Here is a 19,056-nt window from a genome sequence, read left to right on the forward strand (position 1 = left end):
AATCAGCTTTCTGAGCCGTTTTGGCTGGTTTCCTCAGAGGTTACCACGGGCTCAGGAGCCGCAGCAACTTTGACCATAGCGTGGCGCAGTACGCGATCGCCGATCATGTAGCCGCGCACGAGCTCCTCGAGGACCGTGCCTTCAGGATGCTCATCCGTAGTCTCTCGCATGACGGCCTCATGAAGGTTGGGATCAAACTCGGTACCTTCGGAGCGCATGGGAGCAACGCCAAGGCGCTTGAGGCTCTCGACGAGCTGCTTGTAGACGCCTTGATAGCTCTTGTGAATGCCCATCTCCCCTTCGTTTTGGGGCTTGATTTGCGATCGCGCGCGCTCAAAGCTATCCACCACCGGCAAAAGCTCCGTGATAGCCCGAGAGCGAGCCTGCTGGTCGAGATCTTCTTTTTCTTTAGCAGTGCGCTTTCGATAATTATCAAAATCTGCAGCAATGCGAACGCACTGGCTGTTGCGCTCCTCAAGCTGCGATCGCAGCGCCGCAATCTCCTGCTGCAAATCCTGCACCACCGACAGAACCTGCGCTTCCTCCGCAGGCGACACCTCCGCAGCCTCAGCGTCTGCAACCACCTCCGCGTCCGCGCTGACCTCAGTCTCAGCCGACGACATCGCCTCCGGCGCCTTTTCAGAACCCTCTAGCGGCTCCATCTCTGAGTCCTGCAAGTTGTCTGGCTGCTGATATTCGCCGATCATTGTGCCTCAATTCCTACGACGTAAAAACTGTTCGCTTCAGCTCTAGAGTTTCGCAAAGGCTGGGAATCTGAAAAGTAGGGATTTCCCTATCAGCCTCATTGATCCGCAGAGAAAACTAACCCCTGCATCAAGCCTTCTAGAAGCCTGTCTCGTCACTTCCTCCTAATAATAGCCATCAATAGAACCCCCGCAAAAAAATCTCCCGGAAATCCTAATTAGTCCTGTCCACCTCCATCGAGAGGTCTGCCTCAAGCCCCCTATGATGCAACCGCCTTCAGCTTTGGCAACAAAAGTTATCATCAAAAGCAACTGTAGCCGCAAACCTCAGCCTGGCCTAGCCCATCTCCCCCACACTTCACGACACCCGCAGAAGATACTCGTAAGATAGGAGCATCTCAGAACTCAGCAGTGCCCTGTCTCAGTCTCTTGCTCCTCTTGTTGCGGCTGATCTGCCTGAGCTTACCTCCGTGCTCCCTGCGTCCTCGGCACTGTCCTCTCGCACTTCATCGAGTTCGATCCAGACAAAATCCTCCAGGTTAGCGATCGCGCCCCAGTCCTGTGGGAACACTCATCTAGGAGATCTTTTGCAGCAGCTATGACTAACTCCTCCTCGCAGCGCCGCGCCCTCGTTGTACAGAACAACTTCTCCCCCTTTGGCAACAAGCTGATCCAGTCGGGGTTCGTCAATGCCGACCAGATGCAGCAAGCCCTTATAGAAAGTCGTAAATCCGGGCGGCCCCTGACCGAAGTCCTCGAATCCCTCACCGGCCAGCAACTGCCGCCCGACCTACTTCGCCAATATAAAAAGCAGCAGCTATTCGAACTCAAAATCCTTTACGGCGTCGAATCCCTCGATCCGGAGATCAACCAGATCCCAACCCAAAACGTTGGCTCCCTGATTGACACCCTGATTCCCCTCGACATTTGCCGACGCCACAAACTAGTGCCACTGTCCCGCAGCGAAGAGCAGCCCCCCTCGGTCCTCGTTGCCATGGTGGACCCCGACAACCTCGAAGCCCAAGATGACCTCAACCGCATCCTCCGGCCCCAGCGCCTGAACCTCCAGCGGCTGGTCATCACCATGGAAGACTACCAGCGCCTCATCTCTGGCTACCTCGACGAGCAAGTCGAAAAGCAAAAGCAGCTCGAGATTCAAAAATCCGTTGACGTCTCCGACATCAACCTCGAAGCCCTAGACCTCGAGGAAGCCCCCGACGAGATGGAAGCCGACCTGAACGCCGCCGTTCAGGACGCAGGCGCGGCCCCCGTCATCAAACTCGTCAACCAAATCCTGCTCAAAGCCCTCCACGAAGGCGTCTCAGACATTCACATCGAGCCCCAAGAAGAATTTCTGCGCATTCGCTTCCGCAAAGACGGCGTTCTTCGCCAAGCCTTCGATCCCCTACCCAAAAAAATCATCCCCGCCGTTACAGCCCGCTTCAAAATCATCGCCGAGCTAGACATCGCCGAGCGGCGGCAACCCCAAGACGGCCGGATTCGCCGCGTCTACCAAGATCGCAAAATTGACTTCCGAGTCAACACCCTGCCGAGCCGCTATGGCGAAAAAGTCGTCCTCCGAATCCTAGACAACTCCACCACCCAGCTAGGACTCGATAAACTCATCACCGATCCGGACACGCTCAACACCATGAAAGACATGGTTAAGCGGCCGTTCGGCTTGATCCTAGTCACAGGCCCCACCGGATCTGGTAAAACCACCACCCTATACTCCGCCCTAGCCGAGCGCAATGACCCCGGTGTCAACATCAGCACCGCAGAAGACCCGATCGAATACACCTTGCCCGGCTTGACCCAGGTGCAGGTCATTCGAGAAAAAGGGATGGACTTTGCATCGATTCTGCGAGCCTTCCTGCGCCAAGACCCTGACGTGATTCTGGTGGGTGAGACTCGAGACAAAGAAACTGCCAAAACTGCAATCGAGGCGGCCCTCACGGGACACTTGGTGCTGACCACCCTACACACCAACGACGCCGCCAGTGCGGTAGCCCGACTGGAAGAAATGGGCGTTGAGACGTTTATGATCTCCAGCTCACTGATCGGGGTGCTGGCTCAGCGTCTGGTGCGGCGGGTATGCCAGGACTGCAAGGTGCCCTACAGCCCAGAGCCCTCAGAGCTTGCACGCTTTGGCTTGTCGGCCTCCCGTGCCGGAGAAGTAACGTTCTATCGTGCCAACACCCTCACCCCTGAAGAGATTCAGGCGGCGCGATCGGCAGGAACCCTCTGCCCGACCTGTAACGGGATTGGGTACAAGGGACGCTGCGGTGTGTATGAGGTGATGCGCGTAACAGAGCGGCTCCAGGTTCTGATGACTGAGGGCGCGCCCACAGAGCGCATCAAAGAAGTTGCCGTTGAAGAAGGGATGAAGACCCTCTTGGCCTACAGCTTGGATTTGGTGCAGCAGGGATACACAACGCTGGACGAAGTGGAGCGGGTGACCTTTACAGATACAGGCTTGGAGGCTGAACTGAAGGCCAAGCGCAAGAGCGCGCTGACCTGTCGAGTTTGTAGTGCGGAGCTCAAGCCTGAATGGCTAGATTGTCCCTATTGCACGACGCCCCGTTTTATTGACTAGTGCAGATGGGTAACTTCAAGACAGTTGTAGTGGTTGTTGTAAGCGTGAGATAGCCCTATGGAATTGATGATTGAAGACTTGATGGAGCAGCTAGTTGAGATGGGGGGATCGGACCTCCATCTCTCTGCGGGGTTACCGCCATATTTTCGGATCAGCGGTAAGCTGACGCCGATCGGGGATGAGGCGTTGACGGCAGAGCAGTGTCAGCGGCTGATCTTCAGCATGTTGAACAACACCCAGCGCAAAACGCTAGAGCAAAACTGGGAATTGGACTGCTCCTACGGGGTGAAAGGTCTCGCGCGGTTCCGGGTCAATGTCTACAAAGATCGGGGAACCTATGCTGCTTGTTTGCGGGCGCTAAGCTCGAAGATTCCTAACTTTGATCAGCTCGGCTTGCCCAATGTGGTGCGCGAGATGACGGAGAAGCCGCGGGGCCTAATCCTGGTGACGGGACCAACGGGATCAGGAAAAACGACGACGCTGGCGGCCATGATTGACCTGATCAACCGCACGCGGGCTGAGCACATTCTGACGGTGGAGGACCCCATCGAGTTTGTCTATGAACCGATCAAGAGTCTGGTCCACCAGCGTCAGCTCCACGAAGACACCAAGAGCTTTGCGAACGCCCTGAAGGCCGCTCTGCGGGAAGACCCAGATATTATTCTGGTGGGCGAGATGCGGGACTTGGAGACGATCTCCCTTGCGATTTCGGCGGCGGAAACCGGTCACTTGGTGTTTGGAACGCTGCACACGAGCTCGGCGTCTCAGACGGTGGACCGGATGATCGACGTGTTCCCCTCGGAGCGTCAAACCCAGGTGCGGGTGCAGCTTTCGAACTCTCTGGTGGCGGTATTTAGCCAAACGCTGGTGTCGAAGAAAAATCCGAAGCCGGGTGAGTATGGCCGGATGCTGGCTCAAGAGATCATGATTGTGACGCCAGCTATCTCCAACCTAATCCGCGAGGGTAAAACCGCCCAGATCTACTCGGCGATCCAAACCGGGGGCAAGTTGGGGATGCAAACTCTGGAGAAGGTGTTGGCGGACCTGTACAAGGCTGGCCAAATCTCCTTTGAGGCTGCAATGTCGAAGACCTCTAAGCCGGATGAACTACAGCGCCTGATCGGCTCATCAGGGCCTGTGGCCGCTAAGGCTGGGGCCGCCAAGTAAGGCAAATCCGGAAACTAGCAGTTCTCTGGTTAGCTTTGGTGGAGAACTGCTAGTTCGTTCCAAAAATAAGTTGCGATCTCTAAAAATTCGTGTCTATTAATAATCAAAACGATTCAAGTGTGGTAACTGACTGAAGTCATAAGATGGGTGCAGAGTGTTCGGGTTTCATCCAAGGTTTGCCTGTTGGCGGTAATGACGCTTTGGCTGAAGCTGTACATTTGCATGAGTCAATCTGACGCCTTGTTTGCGATCGCCCCTCGTTGAGTCAATAACATCAGCCATGCCTACCTACGTTGCAAGTATTCGGGACGTCCAAGGAAAACCCAAAAAGGAGCGAATTACGGCCGATTCGCTCGGTGAAGCGCGGGCAGCTCTGCGCGATCGCGGGCTTGTTGTCCAAGATCTGAAGGAATCCAAGAGCGGTTCCTTCAGCATGGAAGACATCAACATGCTCATGACCAGCGTGACTGTCAAAGACAAGGCCATCTTTTCTCGACAGTTCGCGGCCATGGTGAATGCAGGGGTTGCCATGGTGCGTAGTCTAGGCGTGCTCTCGGAGCAGTGCTCCAATCCCAAACTCAAAAAAGCGCTCGTTCAAATTAGCTCTGACGTCCAGCAAGGAACTAACCTGTCAGACGCAATGCGCAAGCATCCCCAGTGCTTTGACGGGCTGTATGTGAGTATGGTGCAAGCTGGAGAAGTTGGCGGTGTCTTGGACGAGGTGCTCAATCGTCTGGCCAAACTCCTAGAGGACGTTGCGAGACTGCAAAACCAAATCAAGTCGGCCATGTCGTACCCGGTGACTGTGGGTACTCTGGCCGTTGCGATTTTTGTGGGAATGACCGTTTTCCTGTTGCCGACCTTTGCGGCAATTTTTGAGGAGATCGGGACAGACCTGCCGGCCTTCACCAAAATGATGCTGTCAATCAGTAAGTTCTTGCGTACACCGCAGTACGTTTTTGGCTTGATTTTGGTGCTGGTGGCCCTGTCGTTTGCTTACAAGCAGTACTACAAAACGCGAGTTGGCCGGGAGACGATTGACCGGATGTCCCTCAAAATGCCGTTGTTTGGTGACCTGATTGAGAAAACCGCAACCGCGCGATTCTGCCGAACCTTTGGTTCTTTGACTCGTTCAGGGGTGCCCATTTTGACGGCGCTGGAAATTGTGCGGGATACGGCAGGTAATCAGGTGATTTCGAATGCCATTGATGCGGCTCGAGTGGAGGTGCAAAGCGGTGGCATGATCAGCGTGGCCCTGGAGCGGGGGGACGTATTCCCGCTGATGGCGGTGCAGATGATCAGCATTGGTGAGGAAACGGGCGACCTGGACAAGATGCTGATGAAGGTCGCGGACTTCTACGAGGACGAAGTGGAACAAGCGGTCAAAGCCCTGACTTCCATGCTTGAGCCAATTATGATTGTGATTTTGGGCGGTATGGTCGGCGCGATTCTGTTGTCGATGTATTTGCCGATGTTCAAGGTATTTGAAGATCTGGGCTAAAGCGCTAAGAGCTTCAGGATAATTGCTCAATCCCCCAGGACGGCTGCTGTGTTGGGGGATTTTTTTTGACACAAAAGCTGTCTATACTGAATCCCTCCGTTGAGGGAATGATGGTTGAGAGAAGTCGCTAAAATATTGACAGGCTAGAAAAATCAACGAACAATCTTGCTGGCGATTTGATGATGGTAAAAAGAGCGATCGCCCTAGCATTGCTTAATACTCGCTAAGTATTGATTCTGAAGCAAAAACTTTGGTGGCAAAACGGCAAAAAAACTTTGCTTTAGACTGTTAGATTCTAATTTTTGAGTGAATTGCGAGTGACAGAACTGAAGGGTCGCAAAAGCAGAAATTTGTGCTGATTCTAGGGTATTTCAAAAGCTGAAGAGCGGAAGTTTGGCAGCAAAGCTGTATTGGAATGTAAGGGAGCGATCGCCCAATTATGTCGGTTGAACAGTCTCAGTATGAAGCGCTTTTGGCCGAGTGCAGCCACTACCTTGGGGCCGTTAATCTGCTCAAGCGCTATCGCCCATACTTTGAGCGCATTCCCAGTATTCGTCGCTCCGAAGAAAGCATTATTACGATGCCGCTGCCCCTAGGCCGGATTCGGCAGCGATCGCCCGACTCGACTGCCTCAAGTTCTAAGGGAATGCACGAAACCCTGCGATTGCCCTGCGATTTGGCTATTCTGATGTGCGATCCAGAATGGAAAATCAAGACGGGCATCGAGGTGTTGGTATTCATTCACCACCCCAACGAAGATTTCTCGGATCTGCTGGGCCGCTGGCGCCATACGCAAATTTATCTGGACCGTGGCTACGAGTGGCTGCTGCCGCCGCGCTACGCCCACATCCTCAGCGAGGGGGGCGAGGAAGTGCTGCCGCTGTTTGTGGTTTTCCAGCACACGCCAGAGCGGATCAAGCGCGGCCTGCAGGGGGCGAACCTGCCCCTCGTCGAGGTGTATCGGCCATTGGAGGATCTGGAGGGGAGCGAAGCCTCTGTCTTCAGCGATCCGGAGGTTCTAGAGTCGGAAGAAGTGCAGTCTTCGGAGGATGAGGCGGGCGATCGCGCCCCGTAGAGGTCGCGGCGTCCGGGACAAACCCGTCCTAGGACAAGCCTGGAAGGTCAAGGCTGCGATCGCAGTTCCCAGGCGATCGCCACTTCGGTCGTTTGCGGCACCGACACCTCCACCGTGTACTCGCCCGTGGCAGGCAGGCTGCTTTGCCAGGCCGGGCTGGTCGCAGGGCCCTCGATCACCTGGCCAGTGGGTGTCCGGAGGCTCAGGGTTCCGACACTGCCCCGCAGGCGGCGAAGCTTGAGCACCTGACCTTGCTGACCCTGAAACTGGTAGCGCTTGACCACATTCGGCGACATCTGAGCTGACAGCGTTGTCGCTGGCCCATTTGCCTTGAGCTGGATGATCTCCACCGTTGCCTCCTGGGGACGCGCAATCGGCAAGAGAGCAACTCGCAGCGTATAGGAGCCAGAACCGAGAACTTGAACCGTGTAGGTGCTGGTCTGGGGTAGTGAACCCGTCCATCGGCGCGCCCGTGATGCAGCGGTGTCAATCTCCTGTTGGTCGGTACCTAGCACGTTCATCACCACGCTTTGGCCATCGAGCGAGATGCTCAGCACTTGGCCCTCAACCCCTTCTAGGACGTAAGGCTGTACGCCGTAGTTCTCCAGCGTTCCTTGCAAGGTTGTCGTGACCTCTCCTGGGCTCAAAGAGAGCTGGCGCGCCGGCAAAACCGTCTTGGGTGGAGAACTGCTGGGTGCGGTGATCGGCTGATTTGGCTGAATTTGTAAGGCGGCCTGGGGCAAGCCGCCGGTAATGGCTGGGGGCTTGGAACTCAAGATTTTGGAGGCTTCGGCCTGGGGAATGCGCACTCCTGCCATCCAGACATCCGATGAATTGGCGGCGCGATCGCCCGCCTGCCAGAGGGGCTGCGCCAACAGCCCGAGACCCCCCAGGACAAAACCAGCGCCCAAAATCAATCCCATCGTGGCTTGGAGGCGATCCCAGCTCCAGCCCGAAGCTGGCGTGAGATCCAGCGACACTGGACTATGGGGGAGTCGAAAAGACGGCTCGACACTGGGAGGCGCGGCCCAAGACGCAGGGGCGGCGGTGGGCAGAGCGGCGCTGCTAAAAATCTGGGTCTCGGGCGGCGGACCGAGGAGGGGTTGCAGGTCAGCCTGCACCTCGGCAGCGGACTGGTAGCGATCGCGCGGATGCAGGGACAACATGCGCCGCAGAATGGGTGCTAGTTTTTGCCCCAAGCTCGTTTGGGGCTCCCACTGCCAGTCGAGGGTTTCACCGTCGAGGAGGTCTTGGGGCGATCGCCCGGTCAGCAAGACCAGGCAGGTCACGCCCAGCGCGTACAGGTCGCTGTGGGGAAAGACCTTGCCCGTTTGAATTTGCTCCGGGGGCGCGTAGCCCAGCTTCCCCACACAGGTCATGGTCGAAGTGGGAGCCCAAGTGACGCTGTCGGGCGATCGCCCATAGAGCCCTGAACCATAGCCCGCGGCCTCTTTGACGGCTCCAAAGTCAATCAGCATCGGCAGCGCCAAACTGCTGCTGGACGCCTCCAGGGCCATCGACGCTGGCCGCTTGGGCAACATAATATTTTCTGGAGAGATGTCTCGGTGCACGATGTCGCGCTCGTGCAGATAGCTCAGCACCGGCAACAGATGTCCTAGCAAGTGCAGCACTTCTAGTTCCGAAAAACACCGGCGGTGCTGTTTTCGCTGCTGAAGCAGGTGCTGGTATGTCTGGCCATCCACGAAATCCTGCACCAAAAAAAGCCGCTGATCCCACTCGAAAGCAGCCCAAAAGCGCGGAATTTGAGGATGTTGAAGGTGGTAAAGGGTGCTCGCCTCCCGCTGAAAAAGCGCCTTGGCCTTTTCGGCGATCGCCGGATCTGGCCGCTCGATCACCAGTTCCTTGAGCACACAGGCCTCATTGAAGCGTTCTTGATCAACAGCCAAATAAGTTCGGCCAAACCCTCCCTGACCCAAAATCTGCTGAATCAAGTAGCGCTGGCGCAGCAACGTACCAAGGGCGATCGCAGGCATCATAAACCGTCGCGTCCTCTCACCGAGACCTGGGAGCCAAACGAAACCGTTAAATAGCTCGGTAGTAATTTTTACGCAAAACGATCCAGAGGCGCTACGGAAGGCTACCCCTCAGGGAGGAAAGCCCCCAGGGGGAGGCGATCCCCCCTGAGACCCATTCCTCTGCTTCAGCGAGCAGCTTGCCTGATCGGATACCTTGGGTAGCCAACCTTACCGGACAAAGTGCGGCATTACCTCTGCTGCCGTAAACAGGCCCGTCAAGCCGCGACGCTGCAAGCCAACCCCAGTCTTGAGATAGCCAAAGGCGGGGCCGCAGACATTGGCCGCCATGCTCGTTTCGTCGCCCAGGGTGAAGGTGTGGGTGGAAATCTTGCCCTCGAAGGTGCGCCCCGTGATTTGGACATTGGTGCTGAGCGGCTTCTTGGGATTGCGCGTGTCGACGACGCCCCCCACCGTCACGCGATCGCGCGAGCAGATCCCGGCCAGCTCCAGCATCACGTCGTCGGCGTGCTCCATATTCTCCAGCGTCAGAATGCCGTTGGTTTTGTCCAAGAGGGCTTCCACCTCAGCATCCGTCATGGCGCGAGCCTGCTCCACGGTATAGCCCGGCAAGTGACCAATATCCTCGCGCACCGTTGCCCGGTACGCTTCCCAGTTGGCGATGCCCACCCCAAAGGTGATCTTCACCGAGTGCACCTCAGCGTAGCTCTGAGCTGCCAGGGCAGCGGCCGCCGTCAGAAGACCGGGCGTCGCGCCACAGCCTGCCATGTAGGTGATACCTGCTGCTTGCAGCTCTTCTTTCATGGCCAGCAGCTGCTCGACAGCACTGGTCCGCTTGATAGCATCGACCAAAACTCCCTTCCAGCCCGCCGCCATAAACTGGCGCACCACCGACGCAATGAAGTCGTTGGGCAGGTTTGGCAGGGCGAGGAAATAGCCCTCAACCGCATCTCCTTTCTCGATGAGATCTTGGATGCCGTTATCGCTCAGGACTCCCAGTCCTTCGAGGTATCCCAGGGAGCCGTGGGCGTGGTAGGTCTGGATGCAAGCGTCAGGATTGAGTCCCGATGGATCGTAGGCAAAGCCCTTTTGGTCAGCAGCGGCAACCCAGATCATTTCCTGCTTGGGGGCGAGCACTCGGGCGGCTGCTTGACCTAGACCGCCGAAGCCGAGAACGCCGACTCGGATGGGCTGGCTAGCGCGGGCTGCCAAGGACTCGTGCGCAACGTGTTCTTCACTCATGGAACTCTCGCCAAACTGTAACAAGCTTTCATTTTGCCATTGCCCTTTGGCCCAAAGGAGAAGATGCTCTGCCTTTTCGCGGAATGTTGCTCTCTATAGAAACGTTATTTTGGGGTAGAGAAGGAGATTTGATGCTTTTCGGCTGTGGGTTTGCGCTTTGTGGTTGGAGCGGAGAGGACTCTACCTACCGTCCCTTGACTGCACTTGCAAGTTACGCGAAACTGGCATGTAGCTGATGTGAAAACCTGCTCGTATCCTAATTTCTGTTACATTTACGGGCTTGAAATTTCATTCAGTTAAGTTTGATTAAGAGACTTGTCAAAACATAAATAGTATCGAGCGTCTGTTTTTAAAGATTTTGCTGATGGCGATCGCCTGCATACAGCAGTTTCAAGATCACCAAGGCAGATGATTTGGTAAAAACAAGCTTTTCCTCAGTTGATAGCAGAGCAAGCAGCCCATGGAAACTCTGGAGTTTATCATCTACCCTGATGGTCGGGTGGAGGAAAAGGTGACCGGCATTGTGGGGTCATCCTGTGCTGAGGTCACCGCCGCCATTGAGGCGCAGCTGGGGCGAGTGGTGCATCAGCAACCAACCTCAGAGTTCTTTGCTCAGCAAAGTGTTCACCAGTCTTCCAAGGCCGAAATTCAAGCGACCTACAGTGATTGGTAAGTTTTCAGTCCAGCTTGATTGTTTTTAAATCACCATGTCACACTTCAGCCAAATTAAGACACAAATTCGCAACCTTGAATCTCTGAAGTCGGCTTTGACCGATCTTGGGATGGACTGGAAAGAAGGTCCTCGCGAAGTTCGTGGTTACCAAGGCCAGACCTGCTCCGCGGCGATCGCCATTGAGCAAGATAACCAGTACGATATTGGCTTCCGCTGGAACGGCAACGAGTACGAGCTCGTAGCTGATCTGCAGTACTGGCAGCAGCCGCTGTCGGTGGAAGGCTTCTTGGGCAAAATCACCCAGCGCTACGCCTACCACACCGTGGTAAGCACCACGGCTGATCAAGGCTTCCAGGTGGCTGAGCAGCAGCGCAACGCCGACGGCTCGATTCGCCTGGTGCTGCAGCGCTGGAACGGCTAATGACTGGCTTCGGGGCGGGAGAGTCAGGACAGGCCCCTGAGCGATCGGGGTTTGAGCCGGAGCTCGGCGGATTTCTGCGGGATGCAGCTCAGCGCTCGGGCCTAGAGCCAGAGCTTGGGGGCGTTCTGCGCCAGCGAGGCGTCTACGTCGACGAGATCACCTGCATCGGCTGCAAGCACTGCGCCCACGTCGCTCGCAACACCTTCTACATCGAGCCAGACTACGGGCGATCGCGCGTCATTCGCCAAGACGGTGATCCCGAGGACATCATCCAGGAAGCCATCGACACCTGCCCCGTCGACTGCATCCATTGGGTGAACTACGCCGAGCTGAAAAAGCTTGAGTCTGAGCGCCAATATCAGGTGATGCCGGTGGCGGGATTTCCCATTGATCGATCGCTCCTGCAAGCAATGGCCCGCCGCCGCAAGTTCAAGTCTCCCGAAAAGCCCTGAACCATCCAAGGGATTCTGTTCAGTTCAGGCTTCTAGAAACTCTTTTGACTTTGAAGCCCGCTGGGTTCTCAACCCAGCGGGCTTCAGGCATTTTAGGCGATCGCCCTATGGAAACGTCGAGTTGAAAGAGGCGGCTTCGCCGATGCGATGAACCTTGATCAGGTTCGTTACTCCCGTAATCGGCAGCGGCAGACCAGCGGTGATGACGGTCATGTCGCCTTCGTCGACCATGCGGCTCTCCAGGGCGAGTTTTTCCACCTGAGCGATCATTTCGTCGGTGCTCGAGACCTCCTCAAGCAGGAGCGATCGCACGCCCCAGTACAGCGACATCCGGCGCTGGACCTCGGGGCTGCGGGTCACCGCAATCACAGGGATTGGCTGGCGGTACTTCGACAGGAGCCGCGCCGTAAATCCGTGCTCTGTAAAGCAAATAATCGCCTTTGCCCTCAGGTTGTCGGCGAGGCGACAGGCCGCGTGGACCACAGAATTGGCGGCGCTGTGCTCCCGCAGGCCATCAATGTAGGTATCGACGCTGTGGAGCTGCGGCTCAACGGTTTCGGCAATTTGGGCCATGGTCCGTACAGCCTCCACGGGATGAGCCCCCACGGCCGTCTCCCCAGACAGCATCAAGGCGTCGGTGCCGTCGAGGATGGCATTGGCAATATCAGAAACCTCGGCGCGGGTGGGCCGAGGGTTTTGGATCATCGACTCCAGCATCTGGGTGGCGGTGATCACAGGCTTGAGGTGGCGGCGACAGGTGTTGATGATGGACTTCTGAATCAGGGGCACCTGCTCCAGCAGCATCTCGACGCCCAGGTCGCCCCGGGCAACCATCACCGCGTCTGCTGCGGCCACGATCGCCTCGAGGTCCTCCACGGCTTCGTGGCGCTCGATCTTGGCGATCGCGTGGGCGTGCTTGTTTTTCCGGCGCACCGTTCCCTGGACCTCCTTGAGGTCGGCAGCCTCCCGCACAAAGGACAGCGCCACGTAGTCGAGGTTTTGCTTGAGGCCAAAGTAGAGGTCTTCTACGTCCTTTTCCGTCAGGGCCGGCGTGCTGATCGAGGATTGACTCAGGTTGATCCCCTTGTGGCTCAGGAGCGGGCCGCCGTCGATCACCGTAGCGTGAATGTCTTGGCCGATCACCTGATTGATCCGCAGCTTCAGCATGCCGTCGTTGATCAAGATGGGGTCGCCGCTGCGGACATCGGTGGCCAGCCCCTTGTAGGTCGAGCTAAAGCGGGCCGCTGTGCCGAGAACGTCCTCCATGGTGATAACGGTCTTCTCGCCGGGCAGCAGCTCGACCCCGTCTTCCATATCGCCGACCCGAATTTTTGGGCCTTGCAGGTCTTGGAGGATGGCGATCGGGCGCTGGATGTCGGCAGCAACTTGGCGCACGAGCTCAATGGATCGCTCGTGGGTGGCGTGCTCTCCGTGGGAAAAATTGAGCCGGACGATGTCCATCCCGGCGATCGCCATTTCCCGGATCGTCTCGTAGGTATTACTGGCAGGACCGAGGGTGCAAATGATTTTGGTTTTGCGCATGGGGGCGGGGCGAAAGTCTCCAGATCAAGCGGGCCCGCAGAACACGAGCGCGCCGTGACTTGTCTATCGTGATACCAACTCCGCCGAAGGCTGTCCAGGATCAAAAGCTGAAACTCCTGGCGCAAAAGACAGCTCTAGAGACCCTCACCCGAGGCCTAGAAACGCTCAGTCGGTTAAGGTTTGCCGCCTGGGGTATCAGGAGAGTCTGCTCGGGACGCTGCGGCGTCCGGATTCTCGGGCGGCAGCGCCTCTACCGTCTGCGGCGCGGGTAAAACGGTCACCGTCTCAAGGCGTGGGTGATCGCGCTCGGACTTCCAGCAGTCGAGAATGTCCTTGATCAGCACCTCCTGAATCCAGGTCTTGGCTACCACCGTCAGCGGCAGCGCCATCAAGAGCCCCAAAAAGTCAAAAAAGCTGGCAAAGACAATCTGGCAAATCAGCGTCAAAGCCGGCAGCAGAGAGACTTGGTGGGCCATCACCGTGGGGGTGAGCCAGTAGGCCTCGATCTGCTGGATGACGAGATACAGGGCGATGACCGCGCCCGCTTTCCAGGGCGCGTCGAGGAGAGCGACAGACGCCGGAAAGACCACGCTGAGGGTGGGGCCAATATTGGGAATCAGGTTCAGCAGGCCTGCTAGGAGGGCATGGGCAAACACCAATCGCACCTGCAGCACCAGCAAGCCGACCCCGCTGATCAGCGCCACAAACAGCGAGCTAACTAAGATCCCCGTTAGCCAGTTTCGTAGGGCAACCTCGCAAGCCTCTAGGACCTCGTCAGCTCGCCGCCGATAGAACGACGGAAACAAGATTAAGAATGCTTGGCGATAGCTGTCTGGGTTAGCCAGCAGCATAATTGCCAGGATGAAGACCAGCAGCGCCTGGACAAAAATGACCAAGGTGTTTTGGAAAACGGCAAAAAAGTTGCCGAATAGAGAAACAAAGCTGGGCTGAAGCTGCTGCTGCAAATTGGAGAGCGTGGGTAGATCGGGCACCCACGGCGGTAGCCGAGTGCGAAAGTCATCTGCCCAGTCTCGAATTCGCAAAAAGCCGCTGGGCAGCAGCTCGATCACTTTCTGGAACTGGTCGGCAAAGGGCGGCACGATCAGCCAGAAAAATAAAATGGCGGCGAGCAAGCTGGTCAGAACGGTCAACAGGACGGCAACGCCTCGCGGCAGCCCCAGCTGGGTCAGCTTGCGAACGAGGATGTTGAGAGCGATCGCCAAAACTACGGCAGTGAAGGCGAGAAGCAGGATCTGACGGATTTGCCACAGAATGTAGAGGGCGGCGATGATGCAGAACAAACCAAGCCACTGACCAAGACTCACGCTTTCAGCTCCAGTCCACCAATAAGTTGATTAAATTTTCGGTCACAAACCGGGATTGTCATACTGTTTTCGGGTGGTTTCTTGACTGAGGGGGCTCTGGGGCGCTCAGTCCGGCAGACCTCAAGGCCAAAGGACGAAAAGCTGCACCTCCGCTGCCTGTGCTGTTGTACTGGGAGTCTTTGGGGGAATGCCTGAGGTTTCACCGCTTTTCTCTTCACAGTGGCAAATTTCGCCCGCCACCTCACCGCCCCAATGGCTGATTGACAAAATTCGGCTCTTGAAGCCGAGCCTGGACGGGCGCTGGGCGGCAAGGCTGCTGTGGCAGCGCGGCATTCAGCAGCCGGAAAAGCTGGCGGGATTTCTAGCGCCAGAAGCCTATCAGCCCACAGGGCCAGAGGCCTTTGGGGCAGAAATGGCGACGGCGATCGCCCGGCTGGTCAAGGCCTGGGAAACGGGCGATCGCGTGGCGATCTGGGGAGACTTTGATGCGGATGGGGTCACAGCGACGGCGGTCCTGTGGGAAGGCCTGGGGCAGTTTTTCGGAGCCGATCGCCTGAGCTACTACATTCCCAATCGCCTGACCGAGTCCCACGGCCTGTCCTGCGAAGGGCTAGCGGCGATCGCGGCGGCGGGGACGCGCCTGGTGGTGACCTGCGATACGGGCAGCACCTGCCGCGCCGAAATTAACTATGCCCAGGACCTGGGGCTCGACTTGATCATCACGGATCACCACACGCTGCTGCCGGAGCGGCCGCCGGTGCTGGCCCTGATCAATCCGCGATCGCTGCCGCCGGAGCACCCCTTAGCAACGCTGTCTGGGGTCGCCGTGGCCTACAAGCTCGTGGAAGCGCTGTACGCGGCGCTGCCCCAGGTGCCCCAGCAGCCCCTCGAAGCGCTGCTGGATTTGGTCGCCATTGGCCTGATTGCGGACTTGGTGGAGCTGCGGGACGACTGCCGCTACCTGGCCCAGCGGGGCATTCGGCAGCTCCAGCGCCAGCAAGATCCCCAGACCGCGACGCGCCCCGGCATCACGCGGCTGCTGGAACTGTGCCAAAAATCGGGCGATCGCCCCACGGATATTTCCTTTGGCATTGGGCCGCGCATCAATGCCGTGAGCCGAATTCACGGGGACGCGCGCTTTTGTGTGGAGCTGCTGACCAGTCGCGATCGCCAGCGCTGCGCCCAGCTCGCTCTGGAGACCGAGCTCGCCAACGCCCGCCGCAAGAGCCTCCAGCAAGACGTGTTTCGCCAAGCCAGCACCCTGCTGGCTCGGACCGATCTGTCGACCACCAGCGTGATCGTCTTGGCCGAAGAGGGTTGGCCGGTGGGGGTTTTGGGGCTGGTGGCGAACCAGGTGGCTCAGGAGTACGGCCGACCGACGATCTTGCTGAGCATCGATTTGCCAGGGGCGGAGGCCGAAGGGCCTCGGCTGGCCCGCGGATCGGCTCGCTCCCTCAATGGCATTGATCTGTATGACTTGGTGGCCGATCAGCAGTTTTTGCTCCATCGCTTTGGGGGGCACCCCTTCGCGGCGGGCCTGAGCTTGCCAGCCGATAATATTCCGCTGTTCCGGGACGCGATCAACCAGCAGTTTCGCCAGCGCCTTGGGGACTATACCGGGACGATGGCCGCGATTTTGCAGGCGGATCTGGTGATGACGGTGGCGGACCTGAGCGCCCAGCTTTTTCATGAACTCAAGCTGCTGGAGCCCTGCGGCATGGGCAATCCGGTGCCTCGGCTGCTGATTCAGCGGGTTTGGTTTGATAAGGCGCGGCATTTTTTGCTCAAGGACTCCCAAAACCACAAGACCCGCTACATTCTCACCAAGTTTGAGCTGTGGGACGCGACGGTCCAGGTCGGGTTTCCGGGCACGTGGTGGGGCCACTACCGGGAGGATCTGCCCAGCGGGCTGTGTGATGCCATTGTGGAGCTGGACTTTAATGCGCGCGATCGCCGCTATGAGGTGCGCTTGATTGCGGTGCGGCCGACGGAGGCGGCGGAGCTACCGATGTCGGCGATCGCCCCCGCGATGGACTGGATCGTCGATGGTCGGGCTTCAGGCCGCCTCGACGGGCCAGAACCGGCCCTGGTGATGGGCGATCGCCCCCTGGCCTGGGATGACTTCCGGCCCTGGTTTTGGCAAGCCTACCAGGCCGATCGCCCCCTGGTGCTGGCCTATCCGCCGCCGGATGCCGTATCTCCCCAGGCGGTCTGGCAGCGCCTGCTCGGCATCGCCAAATACCTCAGCCGCACCGGCCAAAGCGCCACCCAAGCGCAAATTCAGGCCAAGCTCAACGTGGGCGATCGCGCTTTGCGGGCGGGCTTTGCGGCCTTGGAGTGTCTGGGCTTTCAGGTGACCTGGGCGGCTGACGCGGCCGATCAGCAGTGCTGCATCTCCTGGCGTGAGCCCGCACCCGAGCCCGATCAGGAGGGAGTGCCTGGGCCGATCGCCCACTTCTGGCAGGCGGTGCAAGAAGAGCAGTTTCGCCACCAGTATTTCTATGAGGTGCCCCTAGGGGTGATCCAGACCGTGGCCCAGCAGCAGCTCCTGCACGCCGAATTGACCGAATCAAGAGCGCTGGAGGAGGGCGATCGCCTGCCGCCCGAAAACCTCGCCTAATGCAAAAGCGGAACCCAATCTTGGGTTCCGCTTAGGGGCCGGTCCGGGATGACCTAGCCAACTAGCACGCGTGGCGCTGCGTTTGGGCCACGGACTTCGTTCAGGGGACATCGCTCACCTCCGGCGGGAGGGGGACGATGCCCGGGGGCGAACTGACGGCGCAGCTTTGGAGCAGCAAGATCAGCAGTCCAGCGATCGCCAGCATGATCAAGATCAGGCCGTCGTTGCTAGTGCTAGAAGCCTTGTGCTCGTTGAAGTCCCGCTTGAATTCGCAGCAGAGACACTGAAACAAGTCGGCGTTGCGCTTCACCAGTCCTTTTTTGCCACATTGTGGGCATTCTGTGACTTCTGTCATGGCGACCTCCGAGTTTTTGCGGTAGTCACACCAAAGTCTTCAGCCCAACCCCATTAATTTTCGGAAGCTATCCGGACAGCTTGAGGGCCTAGAGGTGAGATTTTGTCAGGACTTGGGCGATCGCCGACCTAGAGCGTCGGAAAGAAGAGCCGCAAATAAGCTGCGATGGCCATTTCGCCAAAAAAAGCCGTCAAAAGCGCGCCCAAGGCCAAAAATGGACCAAAAGGCATCACCTGGCCCCGCTGGGAAACTTTGAGGACTTGGGCGCCGCCGCCCCACAGAGCCCCCAGAACGCAGGCGATGAAACCAGCCAGCAGCAGCAGCTTCCAGCCCAGCCAGGCCCCCATCATGGCCGCCAGCTTGGCATCGCCGCCGCCCATGGCGGTCCTGCCAAACGCCAGAGAGCCGACATTGCCGATCAGCTCCAGCAGCCACAGGCCCACCACAGCCCCCAAGATGCCGGTCATCAGCTGAGACGCGATCGCGCTTGCGCCACTCGGTTGGGCGATCGCCAGCCAGCCCTGAAACACCAGTCCCGCGATCAGCCCGGACTGGGTCAGGGGATTGGGCAGGGTCATGGTGTCAACGTCGATCAGCGCCAGGGCGAGCAGCCAGCTAAAAAACAGCCAGTACCCCACCGTCAGCCACGAAAACCCAAACACCCAAAACGTCACCACGAACAAAAGCCCCGTCAACGCTTCGACGAGGGGATAGCGCACCGCAATGGGACTGCCGCAGTGAGCACAGCGCCCCCGCAGCCACAGCCAGCCTAGAACCGGCACATTTTCGTGGCGACGGAGCCGGTGCAGGCAGTGAGGACAGCGCGAGGGCGGGTGAAGAATGGACAGGCCCGCAGGTATCCGATAAACCACCACATTCAGGAAGCTACCGATCGCCGACCCAAGGGCAAGCACAAAAACTGTCGGCAGGAACTGGGCTAAAACGTCCATTTTGGGTCAGGCTAGGCGATCGGATAACAGCAGAGCATCCCAGCAAAATATTGCTAGGCCACACGCCCATTTACGCCAAAAAATTAATAAAGTTCTGATTCGAGCTGATTGAAGGGAACAAAGCATTCCCGGGGCAGCAAAACGGGGCGCTCTTTGAAAATCAGCTTGCCGCGGTGGTTGAGACGATCGATCGCGACCCCCAAGGGTCGCCGAATTTCGTCCGGATGAACTTCGTAGTAGGTTCGGTAAATTTGCCGAGCTGCCCTCAGCAGTGCGGGATCAATGAGCACTGGGAGTTCGGATGTGCTGCTAGGTTGATTATCAATGCGCTGTGCTGAAACGTATACCACTCGCCTGCCCCTCGTTTTTACGCAAGACTTTAATCCATCTGGGACCTTCCGGCAAGGGCCGTAGGAATCTTTACAGACTCTGGCGCGAG

Annotated in this window: 16 protein-coding genes; 8 read left to right on the top strand and 8 right to left on the bottom strand. The window is 57.9% G+C overall.

Going from position 1 to position 19,056, the window contains the following annotated elements; genetic code table 11:
* Positions 1 to 2: 2 nt before the first annotated feature.
* On the bottom strand, positions 3 to 707 hold the full coding sequence (grpE, locus tag GEI7407_RS02015) for a nucleotide exchange factor GrpE (RefSeq protein WP_015170455.1): 705 nt from the start codon (positions 705 to 707) through the stop codon (positions 3 to 5).
* A 595-nt stretch (positions 708 to 1,302) separates the two neighbouring features.
* On the opposite strand from grpE, the gene GEI7407_RS02020 reads away from it, so the two are divergent.
* From GEI7407_RS02020 to GEI7407_RS02035, 4 genes are all read left to right on the top strand, one after another.
* Positions 1,303 to 3,300, top strand: a complete 1,998-nt coding sequence (locus GEI7407_RS02020) for a GspE/PulE family protein (RefSeq protein ID WP_015170456.1) — start codon at positions 1,303 to 1,305, stop codon at positions 3,298 to 3,300.
* Between the two features lie 57 nt (positions 3,301 to 3,357).
* Complete coding sequence (locus GEI7407_RS02025) at positions 3,358 to 4,467, top strand: type IV pilus twitching motility protein PilT (protein ID WP_015170457.1); 1,110 nt, start codon at positions 3,358 to 3,360, stop codon at positions 4,465 to 4,467.
* A 280-nt stretch (positions 4,468 to 4,747) separates the two neighbouring features.
* Positions 4,748 to 5,968 carry a type II secretion system F family protein gene (locus tag GEI7407_RS02030; RefSeq protein WP_015170458.1) on the top strand — a complete coding sequence of 407 codons (1,221 nt, stop codon included), beginning with the start codon at positions 4,748 to 4,750 and terminating at the stop codon, positions 5,966 to 5,968.
* A 439-nt stretch (positions 5,969 to 6,407) separates the two neighbouring features.
* The gene (locus tag GEI7407_RS02035; protein ID WP_015170459.1) at positions 6,408 to 7,043 is read left to right on the top strand and encodes a hypothetical protein; all 636 of its coding nucleotides are present in this window, start codon (positions 6,408 to 6,410) and stop codon (positions 7,041 to 7,043) included.
* Between the two features lie 47 nt (positions 7,044 to 7,090).
* On the opposite strand, the gene GEI7407_RS19260 is transcribed toward GEI7407_RS02035, so the two are convergent.
* Both GEI7407_RS19260 and GEI7407_RS02045 read right to left on the bottom strand, forming a co-directional pair.
* Positions 7,091 to 9,040: a serine/threonine-protein kinase gene (locus GEI7407_RS19260; RefSeq protein WP_015170460.1), complete on the bottom strand. Its 1,950-nt coding sequence runs from the start codon at positions 9,038 to 9,040 to the stop codon at positions 7,091 to 7,093.
* A 207-nt stretch (positions 9,041 to 9,247) separates the two neighbouring features.
* Positions 9,248 to 10,279, bottom strand: coding sequence for a hypothetical protein (locus GEI7407_RS02045; RefSeq protein WP_015170461.1), 1,032 nt, complete (start codon positions 10,277 to 10,279; stop codon positions 9,248 to 9,250).
* Between the two features lie 460 nt (positions 10,280 to 10,739).
* Between GEI7407_RS02045 and GEI7407_RS02050 the strand changes: the two genes are divergently transcribed.
* The 3 genes from GEI7407_RS02050 to GEI7407_RS02060 are packed head-to-tail and all read left to right on the top strand — an operon-like array spanning position 10,740 to position 11,825.
* Complete coding sequence (locus GEI7407_RS02050) at positions 10,740 to 10,952, top strand: DUF2997 domain-containing protein (protein ID WP_015170462.1); 213 nt, start codon at positions 10,740 to 10,742, stop codon at positions 10,950 to 10,952.
* 34 nt (positions 10,953 to 10,986) lie between these two features.
* Positions 10,987 to 11,373 (top strand): DUF1257 domain-containing protein, encoded by a 387-nt coding sequence (locus GEI7407_RS02055; protein ID WP_015170463.1) that lies wholly within the window; start codon positions 10,987 to 10,989, stop codon positions 11,371 to 11,373.
* Entirely contained in the window at positions 11,373 to 11,825 is a 453-nt protein-coding gene (locus tag GEI7407_RS02060; RefSeq protein WP_015170464.1) for a ferredoxin, read from the top strand. The genes GEI7407_RS02055 and GEI7407_RS02060 overlap by 1 nt, the downstream gene beginning before the upstream one ends.
* Positions 11,826 to 11,930: 105 nt before the next feature.
* Here the strand turns inward: GEI7407_RS02060 and pyk are convergent, their stop codons facing one another.
* Both pyk and GEI7407_RS02070 read right to left on the bottom strand, forming a co-directional pair.
* Positions 11,931 to 13,367 (bottom strand): pyruvate kinase, encoded by a 1,437-nt coding sequence (gene pyk / locus GEI7407_RS02065; RefSeq protein ID WP_015170465.1) that lies wholly within the window; start codon positions 13,365 to 13,367, stop codon positions 11,931 to 11,933.
* Between the two features lie 173 nt (positions 13,368 to 13,540).
* Positions 13,541 to 14,692, bottom strand: a complete 1,152-nt coding sequence (locus GEI7407_RS02070; RefSeq protein WP_015170466.1) for an AI-2E family transporter — start codon at positions 14,690 to 14,692, stop codon at positions 13,541 to 13,543.
* A gap of 187 nt (positions 14,693 to 14,879) precedes the next feature.
* Between GEI7407_RS02070 and recJ the strand changes: the two genes are divergently transcribed.
* Positions 14,880 to 17,312, top strand: a complete 2,433-nt coding sequence (gene recJ, locus GEI7407_RS02075) for a single-stranded-DNA-specific exonuclease RecJ (RefSeq protein WP_015170467.1) — start codon at positions 14,880 to 14,882, stop codon at positions 17,310 to 17,312.
* Between the two features lie 100 nt (positions 17,313 to 17,412).
* Here the strand turns inward: recJ and GEI7407_RS02080 are convergent, their stop codons facing one another.
* The 3 genes from GEI7407_RS02080 to GEI7407_RS02090 form a co-directional block, all read right to left on the bottom strand.
* Entirely contained in the window at positions 17,413 to 17,667 is a 255-nt protein-coding gene (locus GEI7407_RS02080; RefSeq protein WP_015170468.1) for a hypothetical protein, read from the bottom strand.
* Positions 17,668 to 17,795: 128 nt separating this feature from the next.
* Complete coding sequence (locus GEI7407_RS02085; protein WP_015170469.1) at positions 17,796 to 18,617, bottom strand: A24 family peptidase; 822 nt, start codon at positions 18,615 to 18,617, stop codon at positions 17,796 to 17,798.
* An 83-nt stretch (positions 18,618 to 18,700) separates the two neighbouring features.
* Positions 18,701 to 18,967: a hypothetical protein gene (locus GEI7407_RS02090; RefSeq protein ID WP_015170470.1), complete on the bottom strand. Its 267-nt coding sequence runs from the start codon at positions 18,965 to 18,967 to the stop codon at positions 18,701 to 18,703.
* Positions 18,968 to 19,056: the final 89 nt, after the last annotated feature.

The organism is Geitlerinema sp. PCC 7407, assembly GCF_000317045.1.
GTDB lineage: Bacteria > Cyanobacteriota > Cyanobacteriia > PCC-7407 > PCC-7407 > PCC-7407.

Excerpts from the sequence above, each read along its gene's own strand:
- grpE (WP_015170455.1), bottom strand. The coding sequence starts at position 707 with ATGATCGGCGAATATCAGCAGCCAGACAACTTGCAGGACTCAGAGATG.
- GEI7407_RS02020 (WP_015170456.1), top strand. The coding sequence starts at position 1,303 with ATGACTAACTCCTCCTCGCAGCGCCGCGCCCTCGTTGTACAGAACAAC.
- GEI7407_RS02025 (WP_015170457.1), top strand. The coding sequence starts at position 3,358 with ATGGAATTGATGATTGAAGACTTGATGGAGCAGCTAGTTGAGATGGGG.
- GEI7407_RS02030 (WP_015170458.1), top strand. The coding sequence starts at position 4,748 with ATGCCTACCTACGTTGCAAGTATTCGGGACGTCCAAGGAAAACCCAAA.
- GEI7407_RS02035 (WP_015170459.1), top strand. The coding sequence starts at position 6,408 with ATGTCGGTTGAACAGTCTCAGTATGAAGCGCTTTTGGCCGAGTGCAGC.
- GEI7407_RS19260 (WP_015170460.1), bottom strand. The coding sequence starts at position 9,040 with ATGATGCCTGCGATCGCCCTTGGTACGTTGCTGCGCCAGCGCTACTTG.
- GEI7407_RS02045 (WP_015170461.1), bottom strand. The coding sequence starts at position 10,279 with ATGAGTGAAGAACACGTTGCGCACGAGTCCTTGGCAGCCCGCGCTAGC.
- GEI7407_RS02050 (WP_015170462.1), top strand. The coding sequence starts at position 10,740 with ATGGAAACTCTGGAGTTTATCATCTACCCTGATGGTCGGGTGGAGGAA.
- GEI7407_RS02055 (WP_015170463.1), top strand. The coding sequence starts at position 10,987 with ATGTCACACTTCAGCCAAATTAAGACACAAATTCGCAACCTTGAATCT.
- GEI7407_RS02060 (WP_015170464.1), top strand. The coding sequence starts at position 11,373 with ATGACTGGCTTCGGGGCGGGAGAGTCAGGACAGGCCCCTGAGCGATCG.
- pyk (WP_015170465.1), bottom strand. The coding sequence starts at position 13,367 with ATGCGCAAAACCAAAATCATTTGCACCCTCGGTCCTGCCAGTAATACC.
- recJ (WP_015170467.1), top strand. The coding sequence starts at position 14,880 with ATGCCTGAGGTTTCACCGCTTTTCTCTTCACAGTGGCAAATTTCGCCC.
- GEI7407_RS02080 (WP_015170468.1), bottom strand. The coding sequence starts at position 17,667 with ATGACAGAAGTCACAGAATGCCCACAATGTGGCAAAAAAGGACTGGTG.
- GEI7407_RS02085 (WP_015170469.1), bottom strand. The coding sequence starts at position 18,617 with ATGGACGTTTTAGCCCAGTTCCTGCCGACAGTTTTTGTGCTTGCCCTT.